16 protein-coding genes are annotated in these 18,273 nt (G+C 72.2%); 7 read left to right on the top strand and 9 right to left on the bottom strand.

Annotated features, from left to right (window positions below):
- Positions 1-102 precede the first annotated feature (102 nt).
- Complete coding sequence (locus SACCYDRAFT_RS03980; RefSeq protein WP_005453824.1) at positions 103-987, bottom strand: YciC family protein; 885 nt, start codon at positions 985-987, stop codon at positions 103-105.
- A gap of 123 nt (positions 988-1,110) precedes the next feature.
- On the opposite strand from SACCYDRAFT_RS03980, the gene SACCYDRAFT_RS03975 reads away from it, so the two are divergent.
- Complete coding sequence (locus SACCYDRAFT_RS03975; RefSeq protein WP_083844792.1) at positions 1,111-2,217, top strand: neutral zinc metallopeptidase; 1,107 nt, start codon at positions 1,111-1,113, stop codon at positions 2,215-2,217.
- A 46-nt stretch (positions 2,218-2,263) separates the two neighbouring features.
- Here SACCYDRAFT_RS03975 and SACCYDRAFT_RS03970 read toward each other — a convergent pair whose 3' ends face one another.
- The 4 genes from SACCYDRAFT_RS03970 to SACCYDRAFT_RS03955 all read right to left on the bottom strand — a co-directional run bounded on the left by SACCYDRAFT_RS03970 (position 2,264) and on the right by SACCYDRAFT_RS03955 (position 10,553).
- Entirely contained in the window at positions 2,264-2,692 is a 429-nt protein-coding gene (locus SACCYDRAFT_RS03970; protein WP_005453822.1) for a hypothetical protein, read from the bottom strand.
- Positions 2,693-2,843: 151 nt separating this feature from the next.
- Positions 2,844-3,929 carry a potassium channel family protein gene (locus SACCYDRAFT_RS03965; protein ID WP_005453821.1) on the bottom strand — a complete coding sequence of 362 codons (1,086 nt, stop codon included), beginning with the start codon at positions 3,927-3,929 and terminating at the stop codon, positions 2,844-2,846.
- Positions 3,930-3,954: 25 nt separating this feature from the next.
- On the bottom strand, positions 3,955-7,344 hold the full coding sequence (locus tag SACCYDRAFT_RS03960; RefSeq protein ID WP_005453820.1) for an ATP-dependent DNA helicase: 3,390 nt from the start codon (positions 7,342-7,344) through the stop codon (positions 3,955-3,957).
- Positions 7,341-10,553, bottom strand: a complete 3,213-nt coding sequence (locus SACCYDRAFT_RS03955; RefSeq protein ID WP_043537036.1) for an ATP-dependent helicase — start codon at positions 10,551-10,553, stop codon at positions 7,341-7,343. Before SACCYDRAFT_RS03955 ends, SACCYDRAFT_RS03960 begins: the two co-directional genes overlap by 4 nt.
- A gap of 191 nt (positions 10,554-10,744) precedes the next feature.
- Here SACCYDRAFT_RS03955 and SACCYDRAFT_RS03950 point away from each other — a divergent pair, with 191 nt between their 5' ends.
- From SACCYDRAFT_RS03950 to SACCYDRAFT_RS03935, 4 genes are read left to right on the top strand one after another with little or no spacing between them, the layout of a single operon-like run.
- Complete coding sequence (locus SACCYDRAFT_RS03950; protein WP_005453818.1) at positions 10,745-11,035, top strand: MGMT family protein; 291 nt, start codon at positions 10,745-10,747, stop codon at positions 11,033-11,035.
- 14 nt (positions 11,036-11,049) lie between these two features.
- Complete coding sequence (locus SACCYDRAFT_RS03945; RefSeq protein ID WP_005453817.1) at positions 11,050-11,907, top strand: siderophore-interacting protein; 858 nt, start codon at positions 11,050-11,052, stop codon at positions 11,905-11,907.
- A 40-nt stretch (positions 11,908-11,947) separates the two neighbouring features.
- A complete protein-coding gene (locus tag SACCYDRAFT_RS03940; protein WP_005453816.1) occupies positions 11,948-12,202 on the top strand; it encodes a type II toxin-antitoxin system Phd/YefM family antitoxin in 255 nt (84 codons plus the stop codon).
- A complete protein-coding gene (locus SACCYDRAFT_RS03935; protein WP_005453815.1) occupies positions 12,199-12,579 on the top strand; it encodes a type II toxin-antitoxin system VapC family toxin in 381 nt (126 codons plus the stop codon). Before SACCYDRAFT_RS03940 ends, SACCYDRAFT_RS03935 begins: the two co-directional genes overlap by 4 nt.
- A gap of 8 nt (positions 12,580-12,587) precedes the next feature.
- On the opposite strand, the gene SACCYDRAFT_RS03930 is transcribed toward SACCYDRAFT_RS03935, so the two are convergent.
- Positions 12,588-13,400 (bottom strand): uroporphyrinogen-III synthase, encoded by an 813-nt coding sequence (locus SACCYDRAFT_RS03930; RefSeq protein WP_005453814.1) that lies wholly within the window; start codon positions 13,398-13,400, stop codon positions 12,588-12,590.
- A complete protein-coding gene (locus SACCYDRAFT_RS03925) occupies positions 13,393-14,361 on the bottom strand; it encodes a helix-turn-helix transcriptional regulator (RefSeq protein WP_456300054.1) in 969 nt (322 codons plus the stop codon). Before SACCYDRAFT_RS03925 ends, SACCYDRAFT_RS03930 begins: the two co-directional genes overlap by 8 nt.
- Before the next feature lie 63 nt (positions 14,362-14,424).
- Here SACCYDRAFT_RS03925 and SACCYDRAFT_RS03920 point away from each other — a divergent pair, with 63 nt between their 5' ends.
- Together SACCYDRAFT_RS03920 and SACCYDRAFT_RS03915 are read left to right on the top strand one after the other, a co-directional pair.
- Positions 14,425-14,871 carry a DUF3224 domain-containing protein gene (locus SACCYDRAFT_RS03920; RefSeq protein ID WP_005453811.1) on the top strand — a complete coding sequence of 149 codons (447 nt, stop codon included), beginning with the start codon at positions 14,425-14,427 and terminating at the stop codon, positions 14,869-14,871.
- An 18-nt stretch (positions 14,872-14,889) separates the two neighbouring features.
- Positions 14,890-16,011: a DNA glycosylase AlkZ-like family protein gene (locus SACCYDRAFT_RS03915; RefSeq protein ID WP_005453810.1), complete on the top strand. Its 1,122-nt coding sequence runs from the start codon at positions 14,890-14,892 to the stop codon at positions 16,009-16,011.
- Between the two features lie 75 nt (positions 16,012-16,086).
- Here SACCYDRAFT_RS03915 and SACCYDRAFT_RS03910 read toward each other — a convergent pair whose 3' ends face one another.
- Together SACCYDRAFT_RS03910 and moeZ are read right to left on the bottom strand one after the other, a co-directional pair.
- Positions 16,087-16,878, bottom strand: a complete 792-nt coding sequence (locus SACCYDRAFT_RS03910; RefSeq protein WP_005453809.1) for a TIGR02569 family protein — start codon at positions 16,876-16,878, stop codon at positions 16,087-16,089.
- A gap of 163 nt (positions 16,879-17,041) precedes the next feature.
- Positions 17,042-18,244 carry an adenylyltransferase/sulfurtransferase MoeZ gene (gene moeZ, locus SACCYDRAFT_RS03905; RefSeq protein ID WP_005453808.1) on the bottom strand — a complete coding sequence of 401 codons (1,203 nt, stop codon included), beginning with the start codon at positions 18,242-18,244 and terminating at the stop codon, positions 17,042-17,044.
- Positions 18,245-18,273 lie beyond the last annotated feature (29 nt).

Below are 18,273 nucleotides of genomic sequence, written 5' to 3'. Positions count from 1 at the left end.
TCCTCGTCGTCGGTTCCGGCCCCCGCGTTTCACCCATCCGGGAAATCACCACCTGTGAGTGATGTCACCCTGACGTGAGAGGTGGCACCGGTCGTGATCGGGTCAGCCCATCCGGGCCGCTCTGGACAGCTCGTCGGCCAGGTTCTCCCTGCGCATGCGCTGGTCGATGTAGAGCAACGCCGTCACGGCCGCGGAGAACGGCACCGTGATGGTGCGCGCCACGGCACCCCCTGCCTCCTGGACCAACAGCTCCTGCGGCGTGTAACCACGCTCGAACGCCTGCGGATCGATCGCCAGGTTGAACGGCCACTGGATCAGGTACGACAGCACCCACGTGATCAGGACCGCGACCACGAGCACACCGAACACCCGCCACCACGCGCCCTGCACGAGGGCCACCGAACGGCGTAGCGCGTCCCCGACGCGACCACGTTCGAGCACGAGCGCCGGCGTCGCCAGGCTCAGCAGGGCGTACAGCCACACACCGGGCACGACGAACAGCGCGGAGCCCACCATGACCGCCAGCGTCACCACGAACGTCAGAACCAGCAGCGGCAGCAGCCGGGGCCGCAACTCCTCCCACGCTTGGCGCACCCCGATGGCGTGGCCGAGCACCGCCTTGCCCACCACGACCGTCAACAGGCCGGAGAGGAACGTCTGCGTCACCAGAGTGATCAACGCCAGCACACCGAACTGCGGCAGTGCGCTCTCGAGCTGCGCCACCGCCTGGTCGAGCTGCGCCTCGGGCGGCGCGTCCGCATCGATGACGGGGACGGGGCTCGTGGCGTCGAGCAGCCACAGGTCCGCGGCGTAGTAGACGACGGCGCTCACCAGCGCCACCACCGCGGCCGAACCGAACACCACACCCGCGTACCTGCGCAGAGTCGCGACGGCGCCTTCCAGGATCTCCCCCAGCAGCAGAGGGCGAAGCGGGACGACACCCGGACGCCGCTCGCCTGACGTGGACCAGCCTGTGGATTCGGACATACCTCCATCCTGACGGCTACCCCGGGCACCGGGTGCGGCCGGGTCCGCCGCCGAGGGATTCGGAAGGGGTGGCGGCTCGCTATGCTGGCGGCCGAGTTCCATCGACCGCGCGGGGACGACGAGATGACACAACCGCCACCGTGGCCAGGGTCCTCGGGCCACGGTCACGGCCCGCGACACGGCCAGGGCGCGCCCTTCGGCCACCACTTCCCCCCAGCACAGCCGGGGCCACCGCAGCGGCCGCCCCGGAAACCGGCCTGGCCGTACGTGCTCGCGTACGGCGGTGGCTCGATGCTGCTCGCGCTCGTCCTCGTGCTGGTGTACGTGGTCGCCACCGGCACCGGGTCCCGCGACACGCCCGTCGACTCGGCCGCGTCCTCACCCGCACCGACGCCGACGTTGGCCAGCAGCGGGGAGGTCACGCCGACCACCACGCGGAGCCCGGCGGACGTCTCCCTGTCGACGCCCCCGGCAGGCGGTGCGGCGACGACGGGGCAGGCGAGTCAACCCGCCAAGATCCTCAAGCTCGCCGACCACCCGATCCTCCAGGACCCGAACGCGGGCCTGGCCAACCGTGCCTGCCCCCTGCCCGGATGGCAGAGCACCCCGGAAGGGGCGAAGGCGTTCTTCACGGCCGCGCGGCAGTGCCTCGACGCGGCATGGGAACCGTTCCTGCGCGCGTACAACCTGCCGTTCACGCCGCCGAGACTGCACTTCCCGGCGGCGGCGAGTTTCGACACCCAGTGCGGCAAGATCAACGTCAGCATCTCCACGGCGGCGTACTACTGCGAGGGCGACCTGTACCTGCCCTTCGACGGGCTCCAGACCGAGCAGTACGGCAACGCGCCCGGCGTCTACCTCGCGTTGTTCGCGCACGAGTACGGCCACCACGTGCAGGAGCTGGCCGGGATCATGGACGCCGCGTGGGAACGCATCTACGCCGAGGGGCAGAACAGTCCCGCCGGGCAGGAGATGTCGCGGCGCAAGGAACTCCAGGCGCAGTGCTTCTCCGGGATGTTCCTGGGCGCCCACGTCGACCAGGGCGGCTCCATCACCCGCGCCATGTACGACGCCGCCTGGTACGACCAGGAGACCCGGGGCGACGACACGTCGGGCACCCACGACCACGGCAGCAACGCCAACTACGCGAAGTGGTGGCGCGCGGGCGCCTACGACAACCGCATCGTCGACTGCAACACCTTCGCGGCCCCCAGCGGGGACGTGGCCTGAACCGACTCGGCCACCCGCGCCACCCGCACCGTAGCCTCGGCCGGGTTCACGTCACCGCCAGGCTCGACCGCGGGCCTCGCGCCAGCAGATAGGCGTAGGTGCCGCCCGCCGCACAGGAGAGCATGAGCAGGCCGAGTCCGGTGGGCCTGCGCAGGTCGTCGACCCCCGGCGCGGTGGCGGCGAGAGCGACCGGCACCGGCCCCTGCGCCTCGGCGGGATCCTCGGCCAGCGCGATGCGCACCTGCTCGTCCTGGTCGTGGCCGCACCCGCTGAGCAGCCCCTCGTGGCTCTGGCCGCCCAGTCGGAACCGCACGGTCTCCTCGGCGTCGGGGTTCGTGCACTCCACGGGGTTCGTCACCGTCGCGTCGACGATCCTCCGGTCCGCTCCAGCAGTCCCCGCCCCGAACAGCGACGGTCCCGCCCACCACGCTCCGAGCAGGATCAGGATCCCGGTCACCGCGGCGACACCGAGCACCCGCGGGGTCAGTTGTGGCTTCCGGCGGCTTTCTGGGTTCGCTGGCTGCGGCACGGCTCAATGGTTCCAGAACATCCCGACCCTGCCCACAACGCGGTCCTCAGCATCTGAAACGGCAGCGGAGTACCGACGAGGCACCGTGTTCCCGGTGTCACGGCACGGTCTCCTCGCCCACCGACACCTTCTTCACGTACAGCAGCCGGTCGCCGGATTCGAGCGAGTCGGCCTCGGGAGCGTCCACGCGGTAGAGCGTGCCGTCACGTACGAGGCCGAGCACGATGTCGGGCAGGTGCCGCGGTGAGCCGCCCTCCTCGGACGGTTCCACGGGCCGTTCGGCGATCGCCAGGCCGGCCTCCGGGGTCAGCAGGTCCTCCACCATGTCCACCACACGCGGGGTCCTCGTGGCGATGCCCAGCAGGCGCCCCGCCGTCTCGCTCGACACCACGACCTGGTCGGCACCGGACTGCTTGAGCAGGTGCACGTTCTCCATCTCCCGCACCGACGCGAGGATGCGTGCCTTCGGGGCGAGTTCCCTGGCGCTGAGCGTCACGAGCACCGCCGTGTCGTCCCGGTTCGGAGCGACCACCACCGCACGTGCCCGCTGTACGCCCGCGACCCGCAGCACGTCCGAACGCGTGGCCGACCCGTGCACCGTGATCAGGCCCCGGGCGCTGGCGGCGTCGAGGGCGGTGCGGTCGGTGTCCACCACCACGATCTGACTCGGGTCGCTGTCCTCCTCCCCCAGCAACGCGTTCACCGCCGAGCGACCCTTCGTGCCGAAACCGATGACCACCACGTGGTCGCGCACCGTGCGCCTCCAATTCTGGATTCGGAGCGCCTGTCGCGAACGCTCCGTCAACACCTCCAGTGTCGTCCCGATCAACACGATCAGGAACAGCACCCGCAGTGGTGTGATCAGGACGATGTTCACCAGCCGGGCCGTCTCGCTCGCCGGGGTGATGTCACCGTAGCCGGTGGTGGACAGCGTCACGGTGGCGTAGTAGAAGCTGTCGAGCAGCGTGATGCCGTCGCCGTTGGCATCGCGGTATCCGTCGCGGTCGAGGTAGACCACGAACACCACGGCCACCAGGGCCACCAGCGCGAACAACACCCGGCGAGCGATCGCCCGCACCGGACTGACCACGTGGGCGGGCATGTTCACGATCCCGACCAGCGCGTGTCCCGGCCGGTCGGACAACCTCTCCTCGCGGAGGCCGACTTTCCACGGTCTCACCATGATCGCGCGGTGTCCGTTCCCTTCGTCATCTCGTTCCACCGTCCTGTTCCCGCATCGGCACCGTGCGCAACAATGCCCGCAGTCCCTCAGCGTCGGCGAGGTCCACGGGACTGATGGTGCGGTCCGCGCGCACGTAGTGGAACGCCGCCCGCACCTTGTGCAGAGGAGTACCCGACAGGCTCGCCCACGCCAGCCGGTACGCGGCGAGCTGCACCGCCAGCACCGGTATCCGGTCGGCGTCCGGCACCGCGCCGGTCTTCCAGTCCACGACGGTCCAGCCGCCGTCCGGGTCGGCGAACACGGCGTCCATCCGGCCCCGCACGGTGACACCGTCGATGACGGTGGAGAACGGCACCTCCACGTCGTGCGGGGTTCGTCGCGCCCACGAACTCCGTTCGAACGCCTCCTTCAGGGCTTCCAGGTCGGCGGAGTCACCGGAGTCACCGGAGTCACCGGAGTCACCGCCGGTCCCACCGCCGACGACGTCCGGATCCATCGCGCCGGGCAGGTCGTCGAGGTCGAACAGCTTGTCGCCCGCGAACCGGCGTTCGAGCCAACCGTGGAACTCCGTGCCTCGGCGGGCGTAGGCGTTCGGCGGGAACGGCAGTGGTCTGCGCAGCCTGCGCGCGAGATCCTCCGGTTGCCCGGCGAGGTCCACGAGCTGGCTCACCGACAGCTTGCCGGGCAGCTCGATGTCGGCCTGCGGCGCCCTGGTGCGGGCGCGCTCGGCCAGCAGCACGTCGGTGTCGCTCACCCAGCCGTCGGGGTCGTCGGTGGTGACCCCGTCGGCGCCCGCCTCGGCGGTGTCGGTGGTGTCGGTGGTGTCGGTGGTGTCGGGGACGTCCGGCGCTCCCAGTTCCTCCAGCGCTTCGAGAACGAGTCGCATCCCCTCGTCCACCGCCGCCCGGCGCCCACCGAGGGGGTCGACCGGCCACCGCAGTTCGCGCGACGCCTCCGACAGCGGGTTGTCACCCGGGTCCGCCTGCCAGTGCTCGATCACCCCGGCGTCGGTGTGTTCCCTGAGCTGCTCGGCGACCTCCAGCAGGAACATCGACGGCGCCTTCGGCTTCACCGCCGCGGGGTCGTTCCACCGGTGGCCCGAGACGAGCAGGCAGTGCTCGGAACGCGTCAACGCCACGTAGCACAGCCTGCGCTCCTCCTCGGCGTGCCGCTGCCTGAACCGCTCCTCGTGGTCGGCGAGAGCCTCCTGCACCTGCTTGCGGTCCTCGTCACCGCGCAGGGCGAGCGCCGGGAGGTCCTGCGCGTCACCCCGCAGCGCGGCGGGCAGTTCCGACACCGTCCGCAGCCACGACGCCGTCTTGCGCTCGTTCGGGAAGACGCCGTCGACCAGGTGCGGGACGGCGACGATGCGCCACTCGAGCCCCTTGGCCGCGTGCGCGGTGAGCACCTGCACGCGCTCGGGCGCGACCTCCACCTCGCCCGGTTCGAGACCGTCCTCGGCGCGGGTGGCCGTGGCGAGGTAGTCCACGAAGGACAGCAACGTGGCCGTCGGCGAACTCTCGGCGTAGTCGTGCACGACCTCGGCGAACGCGTCGAGGTGTGTCCTGCCCACCGCGCCGGGCCGGGCCAGCGCCTCCACGTCCAGCAGCATCGTGCGCTCGACGTCGGCCACCAGCTCGGGAAGCGGCTGGTCGAGCCTGCGGCGCAACGCCCCGAGTTCCTGACTCAACCTACGGATCCGCGCGTACCCCTCCGGCGAGTACCGGTCCGGCTCGCCGGGGTCGTCCAACGCGTCCACGAGCCCGGCCTGCTCGGACCGCTCGGCCACGACCGCGTCGTCGGCGGCCGACAGCTCGCCCGCCCTGCGCCACAGTGCGGCGAGGTCGGCGGCACCGAGCCGCCACCGCGCTCCCGTGAGCAGCCGCGCCGCCGCCGTCCCGGACAGCGGTTCGGCCAGCACGCGCAGCGTGGCCACGAGGTCGGCGACCTCCGGTTCGTCGAGCAGCCCGCCGAGCCCGACGACCTCCACCGGCAGCCCCTGCGCGCGCAGCGCGGCGGCCACGGGAGCCATGTCGGCCCGCCTGCGCACGAGAACGGCCGCGGTCGGCGCCACGCCGGTGGCCTCGCGTTCGGCGAACCAGCGCGTCGCGAGCTGCTCCGCAACCCACTCGCGCTCGCTCACCACGTCGGGCAGCAACGCCACGCGGATGTCGGCAGGACCCGCGCCGGGACGGGCTCGTAACTCGCTCACGCTCGGCCCTTCCCGCCGGAGCGGCTCGGCGACCGCGTTGGCGAGCGCGAGCACCTCGGGAGGGTTGCGGAAGCTCGTGAGCATCCCGTACTCACGGGCGGGCGGGAGCGCGCGCCCGCCGTCACTCCCGTCAGCACCGTCAGCGTCGGCGCGCGGGAAGTCCGTGGTGAACCGCGGCAGGTTGGCCGCGCTCGCCCCTCGCCAGCCGTAGATGGCCTGGAGCGGGTCGCCCACCGCCGTGACCGGCATCGGGTCGGGACCACCGAACAGCGACCGCAGCAGCACGCGCTGGGCGTGCCCGGTGTCCTGGTACTCGTCCAGCAGCACGGCGCCGTAGCGGGCGCGTTCGGCGGCGACGACGTCGGGCTGGGTCTCCGCCAGCCGGGCCGCGAGCGACATCTGGTCGGAGAAGTCCAGCGCGCCCTCGGCCCGCTTGCGCTGCTCGTACGCCTGCACCAGGGGCAGCAGTTGCAGCCGCAGGCGCTGCGCCGCGATCACCTTGACCAGCTCGTCCGGCAGCTTCGCGCGCTGCCGCTTGGCGCGGGGCGCGTTCTCCACCAGCGCGCAGAACCACTCCGTGTACTCACGAAGCCGCTCGGCCCGCACCAGGTGCTCGCCCAACTCGCCCGCGATCGCGAGCACTTCCTCGGTGATGCTCGACGGCACCTTGTCGGTGTCCAGGTCGGCGTCCCACGACGTCACGACCCGGTGGGCCAGCTGCCACGCTGCGGTCCCCGACAGGATGCGCGCGCCCGGCTGGACCGGCAGCCGGAGCCCGTGCTCGCCCAGCAACCGCCCCGCGTAGGCGTGGTAGGTCAGCACGGTCGGCTCACCCGAGGCGACCGCGAGCCTGCGCTGCCCGCTGGGGTCGACGTCGTCCAGCAGCCCCGAGCCGGCCAGGCGCCGCAGGCGAGCCCGCACGCGCTCCGCCAGCTGCCGGGCCGCCTTACGGGTGAAGGTCAGGCCCAGCACGCGGTCGGGGGTGACGAGGCCGTTGGCCACCAGCCACACCACACGCGCCGCCATCGTCTCCGTCTTGCCCGCGCCCGCACCCGCGACCACCAGTGCGGGCTCGGCCGGTGCGGCGATGACGGCGGCCTGCTCCGGGGTCGGCGAGTGCAGGCCGAGCGCCTCCGCGATGTCGGCGGGGGAGACGAACCGGGCCGGATACGCGGACGGCTCGGTCTCGCTCGTGCTCGTCACGCTCCCGTCACCTGCCTGCCCTCGGGACGCAGCGGACACGCGGGCCGCGCGGGGCACCGCGAGCAGTCCGCGTTCTCCCGCACCGGGTACGTCGGCCCGGCGGTGTCGGCCGCGGCCTTGCGCACGTCGGCGAGCCACCGGCGCGCGGCCTCGTCGTCCAGCGGCGGCTGCTCCCGCACGGTGGCCCCGGTCCTGCTGTCCGACTTGGCGACGTACAACAGCTTGGCACCGCCGGTGCTGCCCTCGTGTTCGGCGAACGCCCCGAGCAGGGTGGCGAGCTGGTAGACCGCGAGTTGCGGATGTTCGGCCGCCGTGGGCTTGCTCACCGCGGTCTTGCCCGTCTTCAGGTCGACGACCACCGGCCTGCCCTCGGCGTCGAGCTCCAGTCGGTCGACGCGCCCCGTCAACGCCACCTTCGGCCGCCCCTCCTCGGGGGGCAGCTCCACCCGCATGTCCTGCTCCACGGCGTGTTGGGTGAGCTCGGCCCGGCTCTGGTGGAGCCAGGCGAGGAAGTTGCGGACCATGGCCTCCACGCGAGCCCGTTCCTTGCGGGAGAACCACGGCGCACCGGCGTCCACCTTCTCCCACGCCGCGTCGAGTTCCTTCCACAGGGCCTGCTCGTCGACTCCCTCCGCGGCCGACTGCGCCAGGGCGTGCACCAGGGTGCCGGTGACGGCCGACAACTGGGCGGGATCGGTGCCGCCGTGCCGCTCCAGCAGCCAGCGGAGCGGGCACTTGACCAGGATGTCCACAACGGACGGTGAAACGCGGATGACCTCGTCCGGTGTCCGTAGTGGATTGTCGGTGGAAGGGCCCGCCACTCCGTACCACTGTGCCGGGTGTGCTCCGGGCACCCCGGCTCGCGCCAGGCGTGCGAGCTGCCGCGCGGCCAGTCCACGGCGGGCGGAGTCGGTGGCGGGATCGGTGACGGCCGCGCGCAGCTCTCCCACGAGTTCCGCGAGGGTCAGCCCCCGTTCCCTCTCCTCCGCACGCCCCCCGGTTCCGGCCTGCCCCACGTCCTCACCGCTGTCGGTCAGCTCCGACAGAAACCGCGACGGCTGCTCGTCGTCGCCCTGCACTGCGCTGACCAGCAGGGTTCGCCGAGCCCGGCTCACGGCCACGTAGAACAGGCGGCGTTCCTCGGCCAGGATCGGCGCGGTGGCGGACACGGCCGACACCGCATCACCGTCCACCCCGGACAGCAGATCGACGAGTCGTTCGACCCCCAGCAGCGAGCCCCGCAGGCGGAGGTCCGGCCACGTCCCCTCCTGGACGCCCGTCACCGCCACCACGGCCCACTCTCGACCCGCTGCCCCGTGGGCGGTGAGCAGAGAGACGCCCGTGCCCCTCTGGGCCACGGGCGCGAGGCTGTCCCCCACGATGTGCTGCGAGGACAGGTACTCGGCGAAACCGGCGACACTCGCCTTCGGAAGCCGTTCGACGTAGCGGTTCGCCGCGTCGAACAGCGCCACGACGGCATCGAGATCGCGGTCCGCCCGTGCTCCCAGAACCCCTCCCCGGCCCGCCTGTGCCACCAGCCGGTCCTGGAGGCCGCTCGCCTGCCAGACCCGCCACAGGACGTCGGTGACCCCGGCGCCCTCGCGGACGGCTTCCGACGCCGTGGCGAGCAGCCTTCCCACCCTGCGCACCGGCAGCGCCTCCGCGTCCGCCAACCCGGCCAGCACGTCGCCGTCCCGCAACGCCTCCACCAGCAGTTCGTCGCTCGACCGCTCACCGCCCGCCACCAGCTCCAACCTGCGCAGACCACGGCGCAGGCGGCGCAGCGCCAGCGGATCGGCGCCCCCCAGCGGCGAGGACAGCAGCATCTCCGCGAGCTCGGAGTCGAGCACCTGCGGCTCGGCCGCCACCCTCAGCACCGTCAGCAACGGACGGACGGCGGGCTGGCGCGCCAACGGCAGCTCCTCGACCGCCGCGGCCACGGGCACCCCTGCCGTCGCCAGCGCGCGTTGCAGCAGCGGAAGCGACTGCGACGCCGACCGCATGAGCACGGCCATCTCCGACCACGGCACCCCGTCCAGGAGGTGGGCGCGCCGGAGTTGGTCGGCCACCCACGCCGCCTCCGCGGTCGGGGTCGGCAACAGCCGGGTGCGGACCGTGCCGCCGGAGGTGCTCGGCGCGGGGTCCATGAAGCGATGCGCCGACGTGCCCGGCAGGGTCGCCGCGATGCGCGCGACCGTCTCGTGCACCACCGGCGCGAGCCGGTGCGAACGTCTCAGGACGACGGTGTGCTTCCCGTCGGGATCCGCGTCGGCGAGCAACCGCGGATCGGCTCCCCGGAACGAGAACACGGCCTGGTCGGGGTCCCCGGCCACCACGGCGTCGGACGCGGTGCCGGCCAGCAACCGCACCAGGCGGTACTGCAACGGGTCCAGGTGCTGGGCGTCGTCCACGAACAGGTGCCGTACCCGCCGCTGCTCCCTGGCCAGCAGGTCAGGATCGCCCTCGAGTTCCACGAGCGCGCTGGACACCAGTTCGGCCGCGTCGAGCGCGGGCGCGCCCGGCTCGCCCACCGCGTGACCTCCGACGCCCTGCAACAACGTCACCTGCTCGTACTGGCTCCAGAAGTGGCCCGCCGCCACCCATTCGGGCCTGCCCTGCCCGCGGCCCAGCGTGACGAGGTCCTCGGGCCCGAGGCCGCGTTCGGCGGCGCGCAGCAGCAGGTCGCGCAGTTCCTCGGCGAACCCCGGCACGGCCAGCGCGGGCCGCAGGGGTTCGGGCCAGTCCGGCGCCCCGCGTTCGAGGTCACCGGCGAGCAGTTCCCGCACCACCACGTCCTGTTCCGGGCCGGACAGCAGCCTGGGCGCGGGGACGCCGTCCCGAGCGGCCTGCGAGCGAAGGACCGCGAACGCGTAGGAGTGCACGGTGCGCACGAGCGGTTCGCGTACCGTGCGGGTCACGTCGCGGGCGTCGTGGTCCGAAGCGGTGAGCCGACGGGTGATGTCGGAGCGCACGGCTTCGGCCGCTTTCCGGGAGGCGGTGAGCACCAGCACGTTCTCCGGGTCGGCGCCCTCGGTGATCCGTGCGGCCACGGTGGCGGCGAGCAGCGTGGTCTTGCCCGTACCCGGCGCGCCCAACACTCGGACGAACCCGCGCGGCGCGGCGAGCAACCACTGGGCGCCGTCGTCCCACACCTGTGGTGAGGCCGGCCGCGCCGGGGTCCGTACCAATCGCGCTCGGAGTCCGTTCACGTCCTGATGGAACCATGCCGCCCCGTCGGATCCACGGAGCACACCTACCGTGTGTTGCGTGTGCTGCAGCCGCGGGTAATCCGGCCGTACGAGAACTGCGAACACGCGTGCGTAGGCTGCGGGCACGAGACGGTGTGTGCCGTGTCCGCAGGTTGCGCACGCGGGTTCGCACTTCTGGTACGGGGTGGGCGATGAACGAAGAGCTGCACGAACGGATCCGCGAGGTGGTCGCGTCCGTGCCGGAGGGCACCGTGGCGACCTACGGCGACGTGGCGGCGCTGGCGGGTGCGACCACACCACGGCTCGTCGGCCGGGTGCTCGCCGAGGACGGACACGACCTGCCCTGGCACCGGATACTTCGCGCGAACGGCACTCCGGCCCCCCACCTGGCGCGGGAGCAACTCGCGCGGTTACGGGCGGAGGGCGTCCTCGCGGACGGGCAGCGGGTCGATCTCCGGAGGTTTCGCTGGCGGCCGTCGTAGGTTAGCCTTGCCTAATGAGCATGGAGGCGACCCGGCCACGCCTGGCCTACCTGACCGCACACGTCCGCCACGTTCGCGCGCTCACCCCCCGGCTCGTGCGGGTCACGTTCACGGGCCCCGATCTCGCCCACGTCGTCGACGGGGCGCCCGACCAGTACGTCAAGGTGTTCTTCCCCGCCCCCGGCACCCGCAGCCCCCAACTCCCGCCGCCGCTGGACGACGACGCGATGTCCTGGTACCGCCGGTACCTCACGATGCCCGACGACGTGCGGCCCGCCATGCGTACCTACACCGTCCGCAACGCGCGGCCGCGAGCCGCCGAGCTGGACATCGAATTCCTCCTGCACGACGACGCCGGCCCCGGTTCGAGCTGGGCCGCCTCGGCTCGTCCCGGCGACGAGGTGGCACTGCTCGGGCCGCACGGGCTGTACGACGTGCCCACGGGAACGTCGTGGCAGCTCCTGGTGGGTGACGAGTCCGCCCTACCGGCCATCGCCGCGATCTGCGAGCGGCTGCCGGAGCAGACCAAGGCGGTCGTGTTCGTGGAGGTGGCCGACGCCACCGACGAGATCCCGTTGGCCGGACACGGCGACCACGTGGACGTGCGGTGGGTGCACCGGGGTGCCTCCCCCGTCGGCACCGCCGTGCTGGCCGCCGTCCGCGAGGCCACGCTGCCGCCGGGCGCTCCGTACGCGTGGATCTCCGGCGAGGCGGGGCTGGTCAAGCACGTCCGCCGCCACCTGGTGCGCGAGCGCGAGGTCGACAAGCGCCACGTCACCTTCACCGGTTACTGGCGGCTCGGCCGCAGCGAGGAGGACGCCGGACGCGAGCAGCTGCGCGCCCACGACCGCGGCGAGGTCCTCGCGGACTGAACGCGAGCCGCCGTGTGTACATTTGTGCTACATTCCCGTCATGGCAACAGTGGGCTTGCGCGAGCTGCGTCAACACGCATCGGAACTCGTGCGACGAGCCGAGGCGGGTGAAGAGATCATCGTGACGGTGTCCGGGCGGCCGAGCGTGCGCATCTCCCCGGTCGGCCCGCAGCGCTGGCGCCGCTTCGACGACATCTCGGACCTCTTCAAGGGCAGGCCTGACGTCGATCCCGACTGGAACGCGGACCGTGAACTGCTCGATCAGGACGTTCGTGATCCCTGGGCCGACAGGTGAAGGCCGTTCTCGACACCAGCGTCGTCATCGCCGACGACATCACCCCCCTCCCCGGAGAACTGGCCATCAGCGCTGCCACGATCGCCGAACTGCACTTCGGTGTCCTCGTCGCCCGTAACGAGACGGCCCGGGCTCATCGCCTACGGCGACTTTCCGCGCTGGAACGCCGCTTCGACCCGCTGCCGGTGGACGAGGCCGTGGCCGCCAGCTACGGCGAGCTGTCAGCGGCAGTGGCCCGGTCCGGACGGCAGCCACGCGCTCGCGTGATGGATCTGCTCATCGCCGCCACCGCGCACGCCCACGCCGCTCGCCTCTACACACGCAACGCCGGTGACCTCAAGGGCATCGAGCACCTCGTCGACGTCGTCGCGCTCTGAACCACGCGCTACCGGCCGAGCCGCGCGACCAGCAACTTCACCAACGCGCCGAGCCGGGAGCGTTCCGGCAGCACCACCGGCACCCCGCGCTCGACGAGCGGCGCGGCCGTCACCGGACCCACGCACGCGCAGAGCACCCGGCTCGCGAGTGCGTCGGCGAAGGCCGCCCGGTCGGGCCCGTCCTCCGCGAGCGCGAGGAGGTTCGCGGCGGCCGGGGCGCTGGTGAACGCCAGTGCGTCCACCGTTCCCGCCACGACCCGCCCGACGAGGTCCCGCGCGGGCGCGAGGTCGGCGGGCCGTTCCCAGCGGTACGGCTGCACCTCGATCACCTCCGCACCCCGGTCGCGTAGCGCGGCGACGTGGTCGGGCAGCGGAGCACCGTGCAGCTGCACCACCACCCGCCTGCCGCGCACGTCCTCGGTGCCGAGCCGGTCGAACAGCTCGTCGTTGGTCTCACCCGGCGCCGACCAGACCTCCGACAGGCCGCGTCGCCGCACGGCGCCGGTCGCCTTCGCACCCCTGGTGAACACCCGCGCCCGCGACAGCGAACGCAGCAGCGCCTCCGGAATCCCCCACTCGTCGGCAGCCTCCAGCCAGCCCCGGAACCCGGCGCCCGTCGTCACCACCACGATGTCCACATCGGACTCCGTGATCGCGTCGGTGGCCGTGCGCAGCCTCTCGTCGCCGGGTAGGGGCACGACGCGGATGGTGGGTGCGTGCACCACCGTGGCCCCGTGCCGTTCCAACGCGGCGACGAACTCGCTCGCCCTGCGCTCCGCGGTGATCCCCACGGTCACGCCCGTGAGCGCGCCTTCAGCCATAGAGCTCACCCATCCTCGTGACGGCTTCGGACACCCTGTGCCGTAGCTCCGGCGGCGCGAGCACCTCCAGTTCCGCACCGAACCGCAGCAACTGGCCGAGCGCGGGCGCGCCCGCCTCCACCGGCAACTCCACCGTCGACCACCCATCCGGGGCTGGCCGGGTGCCCGCGTCCCGCAGCGCGCGAGCGCCCACCGCCCCGAGGAAGAACGGTACGAGTTCCCGCCCCAACGGCGACAGACGCACCCGCGCCGTCTCCGGGTACAGCCGCCGCTCGAACCCTTCCGACCACGCCCGCCAGTATTCGGCGAGCTCGAAGTCGCCGGGCCGGTCGAACGTCTCACCGAGATCGGTGAGGGCGTCCACCCGGGACACCCGGTAGGTCCGCACGGAGCCGTCGCAGCGTGCGGCGAGGTACCACACCCCGGCCTTGAGCACGAGGCCGAGCGGGTCGAGTTCGCGGTCGACGGCACTGCCGTCCCATCGCCGGTAACGCACGCGCACCCGCCTGGCGTGCCATACGGCGTCGGCGACCCCGGCCAGCGCCGAGGCGCGTTCGATGTCCCGGTGCCAGCCGGGGACGTCCACGTGGAAGCGCTCGGCGAGTTCGCTCGCCCGGCGGCGAAGTTCCTCGGGCAGCGCGGCGTGCAGCTTGAGCTGCGCCGCGGCGAGCACCGTTCCGAGGCCCAGTTCCGTGGCGGCGACCGGCAGCCCGGCCAGCGCGAGGGCCTGCGCCTCCTCCTCCGAAAGCCCGGTGAGCCGGGTGCGGTAGCCGCCCAGGAGCTGGTACGCCCCCGTGCGGCCCCGGTCGGCGTAGACGGGCACACCCGCCGCCGACAGCGCCTCGACGTCGCGGTAGACGGTGCGCACCGACACCTCGAGCTCGTCGGCGAGTTCCCGCGCCGTCATCCGCCCGCGGTTCTGCAACAGCAACAGCACCGACAGCAACCTGCTCGCCCGCACGGTCTCCATTCTGCGCGAAAAACCTGACAGAAGGTGGCAGGTATGGGGTGAAGGGTCGGTGTCATGAGCACGAACACCTACACCATGACCAGTTGGGACGAACACGTCGTCGCGGGCACGGACACCGGCCCCCGCTACGCCCACGCACACGCCACCTTCACCTACCAGGGGGTGATCGAGGGGACCGCTTCGGTCGACTACCTCCTGTACTACGACGAGGCCACCGGGCACGGCGGGCAGCGGGCGCCCGGGTACGGGAGGATCGAGGGCAGCGTCGCGGGCCGTTCGGGAACGTTCGTCATCCGGCACGACGTCGCCTACTCCGACGACGGGATCTCGGACCGGTTCACCGTGGTGCCGGGCTCCGGCACGGGTGAGCTCACCGGCCTTTCGGGCAGCGGCACGGCGGCGTCGGCAAGCGAGACGGTGCCGTACACGTTCGACTACCACCTGCCCGAGCGGCGTGCGGAGAGTGCGAACACGCGTACGCGAACCGCGGACACGCCTTGATGAGTTCGGGGAGCCGTGATGCTCAGGATCGACCGGCAGCAGGCGATGGCGTACCGCGTCGCGGCGCACGGGCTGCACCGCCGGGACCGCGACCCCGCCGCGCTCGCGGTGCTCGACCTCGGTGTCCAGGACGACGCACGGCGCGACACCGCCGACCTGGCGGTGCTCGCACGGCTCGGTGACCACCCGCAACCGCCTCTGGCCGACGACGACCGCTTCGTTCTGGCGTGGTCGCATCGCGGCGCGCCGCACTACCACCGTGCGGCCGACTTCCGGTCGCTCGTCCCCGCGTTGCTGCCGTGGGACGAGGCCGACGCCGCGGCGCGGCTGAGCTGGCAGCGCCGTGACGTGGCGGCCGCCGGGATGCCCGCGGACGAGGCCGTCCGCACGGCCGCCGCCGCACTGCGGAAGGTCGTCAGGCGCACCATGACGAAGGGCGCCGCGAGCGAGGCCGTGACGAAGGCGATCCCGGAGGGACTGTCGCGGTGGTGCCGGGGCTGCCAGGCCACGCACATCCACGACCAGCTCATGCGGCTGGCCACACCGCTGGCGGGCGTCGCGCTGGAACCGGGTGCCTTCCCGGCCACCCTGGTGCCGCTGCGTCCCCGGCCCGGCCTTCCCGCCCGGCCGGACACGCACGCGGCGACCGCCGTGGTGAGTACGTACCTGCGGTTGCACGGTCCGGCGACCGCCACCGAAGCGGCCGGTTTCGTCGGCTCCACGAAGACGACGGTGTCGAAGACGATGTGGCCGGACGACCTCGTGGAGGTGTCGGTGGACGGCAGGCGCTGCGCGATACCCGCCGACGCGCTTCCGGTGCTGGAGAACCCGCCGGAACCGGACGTCGTGCGCCTGCTGCCGCCGAGGGACCCGCTGGTGCAGGCTCGCGACCGCGCGCTGCTCGTGCCGGACCCGGCGCACCGCAAGGAGGTCTGGAGGATCCTCGGCAACCCCGGCACGATCCTCGCCGACGGCGAGATCGCCGGGCTGTGGCGGTCGAGGAAGTCCGGCAGCCGGATGGAGCTGACGCTGACGGAGCTGCTGCCGCTGTCCGCGCGGGCCAGAGCAGCGGCGGAGGCCGAGGCCGACCGGCTGCGGGAGGCGCGCGGGCTCACCTCGCTGCGCCTGACGTGGGCGTGAGCGCCGGTTTCACGGGCCGGTGACCACTGCTTCATGACACGGTTCGGCTCCCGAGGTCACCGGGCCGGGCATCATCTACAGCAGCTCGGTGACCTCACCGGCCGCGCGGCGCAGGCCGTCGAGTGTCACCGCGCTGGAGCGGGGGTGCAGCGCGTGCCAGGCCAGCCGGAACAACACGGCCCGCAACAGCAGTTGCGACCACTCTGGCAGGTGCGACCAGTGCCGCAGCAGCGTTCCGTCGGCGCCGCCCCACGCCACGGCGTCCACCGCGGCCACCGCGGCGCCCCACTCGGCGGGCCGGAAATGCGGCACGAAGCCCACCAGGCCCGGTGGCTTGTCGCCGTCGAAGAGGAGGGTGCCGAACAGTTCGGCGTGCACGAGCTGGTCGGTGGCCCGCACCGGGCGCCGGGACGGCGCGAGGATCTCGAACAACCGCCCGCCCTTGGCTTCGTCCAGCTCGCGGCGTTCCTCGTCCCACGCCAGGCGCTCGGCGACGGCGAAGACGTCACGGCGGTCGCCGAGGAAGGGCGGCCGGGGGAACGAGACCGTCGCCTGGTGCAGTTTCACCGCTGCGATGACGGTCTCGTGGGGCCGGTGCTCGGGCACGCCCGGCAGGTGACGGCGGGCTCGCCAGCCACCGACCACCCAGCGTCCGTCACTCGCCCCGACGGGCCGTGCCACTCGCAGTTCGGGTACGTCCAGGGCGGCCAGCGTGCGGGACAGCCACGCACCCTGAGCGCGGTCGTGCACCGGTTCGAGAACCACGTCGCCGCAGCGCCACCCCGTGCCGCCGACCACCGGTTCGACATCGGCACCACCCAGCCCGAAGGCCCGGCGCGCGTGCTCCGGAGGGGGTCGGTGACTCACGCCGCGACGTTACCCCGCCGAACTGCGAACACGCGTGCACAAAGTGCGGACACGCCGGTGGGTGGTACCCCACACCGGCGTGTCCGCAGGCTACGTACGCGTGTTCGCGCCTCGCGTACGCGTGTTCGCAGTTGTCGTACCGGGCTGCCGTGAGCGAGCCGGCTCAGTACGTCGGCAGGCTCGGGTCCACCTGGCGCGCCCACGCGAGCACCCCGCCACCGAGGTGCGTGGCGTCGCGGAAGCCCGCCTTGTGCAGGGCCGCCAGCGCCTCCGCCGACCGGGCACCCGACTTGCAGTGCAACACGATGGGCTTGTCCTGCGGCAGCTCCGCCAGAGCCTCACCGGACAGGATGCGGTCCTTCGGGATCAGCTTCGCGCCCTTGATGTTGACGATCTCGTACTCGTGCGGCTCGCGGACGTCGATCAGCTCGAAGTTCTCCCCGGCGTCGAACTTCGCCTTCAGTTCCTCCGGGGTGATCGTGTGGCCGGACGCCGCCTGCTGCGCGTCGTCGGACACCACGCCGCAGAACGCCTCGTAGTCGATCAGCTCGGTGATCTTAGGCGTCTCCGGGTCCTTGCGGATCTTCACCTCGCGGTAGCGCATCTCCAGCGCGTCGTACGTGACGAGCCTGCCCAGCAGCGGCTCGCCGATGCCGGTGATGAGCTTGATCGCCTCGGTGACCATGACGGACCCGATCGACGCGCACAACACGCCCAGCACGCCACCCTCGGCGCACGACGGCACCATGCCGGGAGGCGGCGGCTCGGGGTAGAGGTCGCGGTAGTTCAGGCCCTTGCCGTTCGGCGCGTCCTCCCAGAACACGCTCACCTGGCCCTCGAACCGGAAGATCGAACCCCACACGTACGGCTTGCCCGCCAGCACGGCCGCGTCGTTGACGAGGTAGCGCGTGGCGAAGTTGTCCGTGCCGTCGAGGATCAGGTCGTACTGACTGAACAGCTCGACCGCGTTGTCCGTGGTCAGCTGCTCGGTGTGCGCGACGAAGTTCACGAACGGGTTGATCTCGGCCACGGACTCCTGCGCCGAGACGGCCTTCGGCTTGCCGACGTCCGACACGCCGTGGATGACCTGCCGCTGGAGGTTCGACTCGTCCACGACGTCGAAGTCGATCACGCCCAGGGTGCCCACCCCGGCCGCGGCGAGGTACAGCAGCGCGGGGCTGCCCAGCCCACCGGCACCGATGATCAGGACCTTGGCGTTCTTCAGCCGCTTCTGCCCGTCCATGCCGACGTCGGGGATGATGAGGTGCCGGCTGTAGCGCGCGACCTCTTCCTTGGTGAGTTCGGCGGCCGGCTCGACGAGCGGCGGAAGCGTGGTTTCCGGCGTTCCGCCCCCTGTACCAGACATCAGTCCTCCATCTCGCGCGTGTCGCGGTC

Origin of the sequence: Saccharomonospora cyanea NA-134, assembly GCF_000244975.1 — a bacterium.
Classification (GTDB): Bacteria; Actinomycetota; Actinomycetes; order Mycobacteriales; family Pseudonocardiaceae; genus Saccharomonospora; species Saccharomonospora cyanea.
The sequence above is the reverse complement of the archived record's forward strand: the minus strand, read 5'-3'. Positions and strand labels throughout refer to the sequence as shown.

Excerpts from the sequence above, each read along its gene's own strand:
- SACCYDRAFT_RS03980 (WP_005453824.1), bottom strand. The coding sequence starts at position 987 with ATGTCCGAATCCACAGGCTGGTCCACGTCAGGCGAGCGGCGTCCGGGT.
- SACCYDRAFT_RS03915 (WP_005453810.1), top strand. The coding sequence starts at position 14,890 with ATGCTCAGGATCGACCGGCAGCAGGCGATGGCGTACCGCGTCGCGGCG.
- moeZ (WP_005453808.1), bottom strand. The coding sequence starts at position 18,244 with ATGTCTGGTACAGGGGGCGGAACGCCGGAAACCACGCTTCCGCCGCTC.
- SACCYDRAFT_RS03975 (WP_083844792.1), top strand. The coding sequence starts at position 1,111 with ATGACACAACCGCCACCGTGGCCAGGGTCCTCGGGCCACGGTCACGGC.
- SACCYDRAFT_RS03940 (WP_005453816.1), top strand. The coding sequence starts at position 11,948 with ATGGCAACAGTGGGCTTGCGCGAGCTGCGTCAACACGCATCGGAACTC.
- SACCYDRAFT_RS03945 (WP_005453817.1), top strand. The coding sequence starts at position 11,050 with ATGAGCATGGAGGCGACCCGGCCACGCCTGGCCTACCTGACCGCACAC.
- SACCYDRAFT_RS03920 (WP_005453811.1), top strand. The coding sequence starts at position 14,425 with ATGAGCACGAACACCTACACCATGACCAGTTGGGACGAACACGTCGTC.
- SACCYDRAFT_RS03950 (WP_005453818.1), top strand. The coding sequence starts at position 10,745 with ATGAACGAAGAGCTGCACGAACGGATCCGCGAGGTGGTCGCGTCCGTG.
- SACCYDRAFT_RS03930 (WP_005453814.1), bottom strand. The coding sequence starts at position 13,400 with ATGGCTGAAGGCGCGCTCACGGGCGTGACCGTGGGGATCACCGCGGAG.
- SACCYDRAFT_RS03965 (WP_005453821.1), bottom strand. The coding sequence starts at position 3,929 with ATGGTGAGACCGTGGAAAGTCGGCCTCCGCGAGGAGAGGTTGTCCGAC.